Raw genomic sequence first — 4,772 nt, forward strand, 5'->3', positions numbered from 1 at the left:
GCTTTTTGGCCTTATACACAATGACACGGCCCAACGGCCTCTTGCCCCGCCCCACACGTCACCGTGACCCGCGCCCGCCGCGGGTGCGGACTCCGCACCAGCGCCTGCCATATGCGCGAATCTCGCCGATGCCGACGGGTGGCCGATGGCAGGGGCCTGTCGTCCCAATGCCCATCGTGGGAGGCGTGGCGATGGCCGTCATGGACGTAATCGACGTGGTCTTCGTGCGGCACGGCGACGTGACCGCAGTCCTGTCCGTGCTGGTGGTCGTGCCCTTCGTGGACCGAGTGGGCCGGATTCTCGCACTCGTCCACATGGTCTTCGTGGGCGCGATGCAAGTGGTTGTCGTGCGCGTAGTCGATGTGGTCGATGTGCGGGATGGCCACGTGGCCGCATCCCGGGGCGTGCTGGTGCGCGTGCGCGGGGTGGGGGTGGGGGTGGTGCGCCGTGGTCGTGGACATCTCGCCGACGCCTTCGTCGGTTCGCTGTCTTGGAGACACCGAACGCGCCCGCCGGAGAGAAGGGGCAGACAAGTCCGGCATATCTCGCAGGGTGGGCCCGTCTGGGTGTGGGCACCTCCGGGCGCGCCGTCAGGGCTGCAGTTCAGCACGCAGAGCCTTCGGTCGTCACCCTCCGCGACGGCCCAGTTTGTGGATCACTTGCTGGAGCCGACGTACGGCAGTAGTGCCATCTCGCGTGCGTTCTTGATCGCTGCGGCTACCTGTCGCTGCTGCTGGGCGCTGATCCGGGTGACCCTGCGGCTGCGGATTTTGCCTCGGTCGGAGATGAACTTCCGTAGGAGGTCGGAGTCCTTGTAGTCGATGTAGGTGATCTTCGCCGCGTCGAGCGGGTTCGGGCGGTCCTTGGCGGGTTTACGGGGTTCCTGGCGTCGGGTCATGGGTCTTTCCTTATAGGGCTGGGTGTGTGGTTGCGCGAGGCGGTCAGTGGACGGGGTCGAGGAACTCGTCGAAGGCGGCTGGCAGGTCCTTCCAGGCCGCACGGCCCGCTGTGTACTCGGCGTCGGTCAGCAGACAGGAATCGAGTAGAGCGGTCAGCCCGTCCCGGTCCAGGCCGGGGGAGATGAAGACCAGGTGCTGGCAGCAGTCGCCGTGCTCGGGATGCCAGTCCAGTGCGGCGGCCGCCCGTCGGACCGGCGGAATCATGTCCCAGGCTGCGTCCGGGAGGGATGCGAGCCAGGGACCGTTGTTCTCGACGCAGAGCGCGCCGCCCGCCGCGTCCCAGGACAGGAGTGTGTCGGGACGGTCGGCGAGCCAGAACCGGCCGCGGCTGCGGGCGGCCGCGCAACTCAGGTCCTCCAGGGCGTCGTACAGACGCTCGGGGTGGAACGGTCGGTGCTTGCGCCACACGAGAGTGCTGACGCCGGCCTCCTCGGCCTCCTGGGGCAATAGTGCGCAGGCCGGATGCTGTCCCGCGGCGGCCGCTTCCACGTCGAATCCCACGAGGGCCAGCCCCGCCAGCTCCTGTGAGCCGGCCGCCGCCTGAGGGGCCGTCGGGTGCAGCTGGCCGATCAGCGCCCGGTCTTCCTCGTCCGCTTGGCCGTCGTCCACGATGGCGACCGCCGAGGCGTACTCCAGTTGTCGCGCCCAGGTGTCGCCCACGGTCCGCTGATCGGTGGCCGCGGCTGCCAGTCCCGCCTCGGCGAGGTCGTCGCCGTTGGCGAGGTAGGGCAGGACGAGGGCGGGATCGACGGCGGTGATCACGCTCGTCACTTCTGCCCCGCCATCCCCGTGTGCGGCGATGACCTCGGCCATCGCCTGGGGCTCGACGGAGTCCCACAGTTCGACGATGGCGGTCCTGGTCACCCCGTCGGCCGCCAGGCGCTCCAGTTCGGGCATCAGGTCCTCGCGCAAGGCGCAGCACGCGCAGTCGTTCACCAGGGGGGTATCGCCGCTGGAGAGCATTCCGGAGGTGTCCCGCACGGTCCGGTACACCGTGCCCGTCCCGGCCGTCGCGAGGTCGTGGTGCAGAGCGACGCTGTGAGGTATCTCCCTGAGTAGCCCCTCCACGACCTCGTGGCGTGCGTCCGAGTGCAGTCCGCTGACGATGACGACGGGGAGCTTGTGCCTGTCCTCCATCACCGGCCCTCACTGCGGCCGTAGCGTCGCTCGAAGCGTTCGACGCGCCCTGCCGTGTCCAGGACGCGGGCGGTCCCGGTGTAGAAGGGGTGGCTCGCGGAGGAGATCTCCACGTCGACGACCGGGTAGGTGTTGCCGTCCTCCCACTCGACCGTCCGGTCGCTGCTCAAGGTGGAGCGGGTCAGGAAGGCGAAGTCGGCGGCCTTGTCGCGGAAGACGACGGGGCGGTAGGAGGGGTGGATTCCGGGCTTCATGGCGGTGTCCTCGTGGTCAGGGTCGGGGGTGTCGAGCGGGGGAATCGCGGTGTCAGCGCTCTTCGCGGAAGTCGACGTGGCGACGGACGAGCGGATCGAACTTCCGCAGCACCAGCCGGTCGGGGTTGTTCCGCCGGTTCTTGCGGGTGACGTAGGTGTAGCCCGTTCCCGCGGTGGAGCGGAGCTTGATGATCGGGCGTAGTTCGTTGCGAGCCATGCCGCTACTATATGGCAATGGTTTCCATTTTCAATATGGACCCGACCCGATGAGAGGCAGGTAACTTCGTGTCCGCCCACTGCCAACTGACCGGTGCACAGCCGGGCTTCGGCAACAAGATCTCCCACTCGCACCGGCGCACGTCGCGCCGGTTCGACCCGAACATCCAGCGCAAGCGCTACTGGCTGCCCAGCGAGGGGCGGCATGTGCGCCTTGTGCTGAGCGCCAGGGCGATCAAGGTGATCGACACCATCGGCATCGAGGCGGCGGTCGCCCGCATCCGGGCGAGGGGAGTGAAGGTCTGATGGCCAAGCAGAGCAAGATCGCCCAGAACGAGAAGCGCAAGGCGACCGTCGCGCGGTACGCCGCCCGTCGTGCGGAGTTGAAGAAGATCATCCGCAGGTCCGGCATTCCGGAGGTCGAGCGACTTGCTGCTGCCGAGGAACTACGCCGGCAGCCGCGCGATGCCAGTGCCACCCGGGTGCGCAATCGGGACAGCGTGGACGGCCGCCCGCGTGGTCATCTGCGGAAGTTCGGACTGTCCCGGGTTCGGATGCGCGAACAAGCGCACGCCGGATTCCTTCCCGGAGTGACCAAGTCCTCCTGGTGACAGCTCGCTCTCGATGACGGGTGGTGGTGCGGTCGGCGGGCCGTGGCGCCACCCGTCGCTGTTCCCCCTGCCCGCATGCTGCCACGGCCGATGATGCGTCGTAGTGGGCGTGCGGGTATTTCGCGGGGCGGCGGGGGGTGCGCTCGTTCGGGTCCTCCGTCGACTCTGCCAATACCTCGCCGAACTAACTGGAAATGATTACCATCTCGGATAATGTGAGGGGCGGACGCCGCTAAGGCGACTGGCCCGACCGCCCCGCCGACGGCGGATGCCCGAGATCCACCGTCGGCGGGGGCGGGCCAACTGGCTCTGACGTGACCAGCAGCTGCACCTACCCGCACGTAAGGAGGCGACGATGGCCAGCGCTTCGTCGGCTGCCGTCCCCGATCGACCCAGACGCCGCCGTGCAGCAGATCGGCGGCCTGAAGTGCTGGACGCCCTCCGGAGGAACGGAGGGTTTGTGAGTGCTCAGGGCCTCCATGCGTCGATGACGCAGCAGGGAATATGTATCGGCCTCACCACGGTGTACCGGGCGCTGGCTGCCGCAGACGCGGAGGGGAGACTCGAAGCGGTACACGCGCGCAGCGAGGTGAAGGTGTACCGGTATCTGCCGCCGGTCCACGAGCACCACTTGACGTGCCGGGTCTGCGGAGCCGGCGTCGCGTTCGTCTGCCAGGTGCTGGAGGACTGGGTCGCGCAGCTCGGGCCTCGTCACGGGTTCGAGGACGTGCGGCACGCTGTCGCCGCGACGGGCACCTGCCCCGGTTGCGCGTTAGGCGATGTGGGGCGAGGGGGAACTTTGACCTGCCCGGCCCGCGTTGCGCAACCCTTCGAAGTGCCACCGGCCAGCCATCGCTCCACCTCACTCGATGGGAACCCACGTGCCCAAAGGGCTGCTCAGCGTTGTAACCGGTAATACTCCGGCCGTACGAGGGAAAGCCGTTGACAGGCTCTTGCGGCTGTCGCACGGCGCAGTCGCCCTGGCGGTGTCGGTCCACGGACGGCATGAGGAGCGCCCCTCGGTCCAGCGCTTCCTCTCCGGAGACGATCCGCGTCTCGAGTCGATCGCTCCCAAGGCTGCCACCGGGAGCCCGGCTGTGATCCTTCGGCAGGACCTGCTTTCGCTCCGCCGGGCCGTAGGAAGCGACCATGTCATCCTCGCCCTCCCGGAAAACCTGGACATCCTGCCCTTCCTGGTGGAGTTGTGGCGAACCCGAAGCGGTGCGACCTCCCTCGGGGACCACTACGCAGCGGCGCCGGACCTGGTGGGTGTCGACCCGGCGCCGTTCATGGCCGACATCGGTTGCGTCCACCAGGCCGTTCGCCTGTGGAACGGCTGGGACCGCACGGCTCCGCTCACGCAGGCCGAGGCTGCTGCACGGCAGGTCGAGTCCGCCGATGTGCTCTACTAGGGCTTTGTTAGCTACCCCGGTTGATCGTCGTCAGGTACGTTGTGATGTCCTATCAGGTGTGACACCTGAGGAGATGGAGAGGGTCCGCCCGCGCCTGGAGGCGTTCGCGGTGGAGATGCTTGGTTCGTTGGCGCGTCGGGACCAGCGGGCCAAGGGCGAGCTGTATCTGCGTGGGCTGATGCT

General features: G+C 68.0%; 8 protein-coding genes and 1 pseudogene. 4 read left to right on the forward strand and 5 right to left on the reverse strand.

Going from position 1 to position 4,772, the window contains the following annotated elements:
* Positions 1-158: 158 nt before the first annotated feature.
* The 5 genes and pseudogenes from ACFU5K_RS31200 to rpmG all read right to left on the reverse strand — a co-directional run.
* A pseudogene (locus tag ACFU5K_RS31200) lies at positions 159-461 on the reverse strand (hypothetical protein); the annotation flags it as partial.
* A 194-nt stretch (positions 462-655) separates the two neighbouring features.
* Complete coding sequence (gene rpsR / locus ACFU5K_RS31205; RefSeq protein ID WP_384067919.1) at positions 656-898, reverse strand: 30S ribosomal protein S18; 243 nt, start codon at positions 896-898, stop codon at positions 656-658.
* A gap of 43 nt (positions 899-941) precedes the next feature.
* Complete coding sequence (locus tag ACFU5K_RS31210) at positions 942-2,096, reverse strand: CobW family GTP-binding protein (protein WP_384067922.1); 1,155 nt, start codon at positions 2,094-2,096, stop codon at positions 942-944.
* Entirely contained in the window at positions 2,096-2,350 is a 255-nt protein-coding gene (locus tag ACFU5K_RS31215) for a type B 50S ribosomal protein L31 (RefSeq protein ID WP_384067925.1), read from the reverse strand. Before ACFU5K_RS31215 ends, ACFU5K_RS31210 begins: the two co-directional genes overlap by 1 nt.
* Before the next feature lie 52 nt (positions 2,351-2,402).
* Positions 2,403-2,567 (reverse strand): 50S ribosomal protein L33, encoded by a 165-nt coding sequence (gene rpmG, locus ACFU5K_RS31220; protein WP_203183923.1) that lies wholly within the window; start codon positions 2,565-2,567, stop codon positions 2,403-2,405.
* 68 nt (positions 2,568-2,635) lie between these two features.
* On the opposite strand from rpmG, the gene rpmB reads away from it, so the two are divergent.
* The 4 genes from rpmB to ACFU5K_RS31240 all read left to right on the forward strand — a co-directional run bounded on the left by rpmB (position 2,636) and on the right by ACFU5K_RS31240 (position 4,589).
* The gene (gene rpmB, locus ACFU5K_RS31225) at positions 2,636-2,872 is read left to right on the forward strand and encodes a 50S ribosomal protein L28 (protein ID WP_359465241.1); all 237 of its coding nucleotides are present in this window, start codon (positions 2,636-2,638) and stop codon (positions 2,870-2,872) included.
* Entirely contained in the window at positions 2,872-3,177 is a 306-nt protein-coding gene (rpsN, locus tag ACFU5K_RS31230) for a 30S ribosomal protein S14 (RefSeq protein ID WP_384067928.1), read from the forward strand. Before rpmB ends, rpsN begins: the two co-directional genes overlap by 1 nt.
* 355 nt (positions 3,178-3,532) lie before the next feature.
* The gene (locus ACFU5K_RS31235) at positions 3,533-4,093 is read left to right on the forward strand and encodes a Fur family transcriptional regulator (RefSeq protein WP_384067930.1); all 561 of its coding nucleotides are present in this window, start codon (positions 3,533-3,535) and stop codon (positions 4,091-4,093) included.
* 181 nt (positions 4,094-4,274) lie between these two features.
* Positions 4,275-4,589, forward strand: coding sequence for a hypothetical protein (locus ACFU5K_RS31240; protein ID WP_384067933.1), 315 nt, complete (start codon positions 4,275-4,277; stop codon positions 4,587-4,589).
* The last annotated feature ends 183 nt before the right edge of the window (positions 4,590-4,772 follow it).

Source organism: Streptomyces sp. NPDC057428 (assembly GCF_042803195.1).
In the GTDB taxonomy this organism is placed as follows: domain Bacteria; phylum Actinomycetota; class Actinomycetes; order Streptomycetales; family Streptomycetaceae; genus Streptomyces.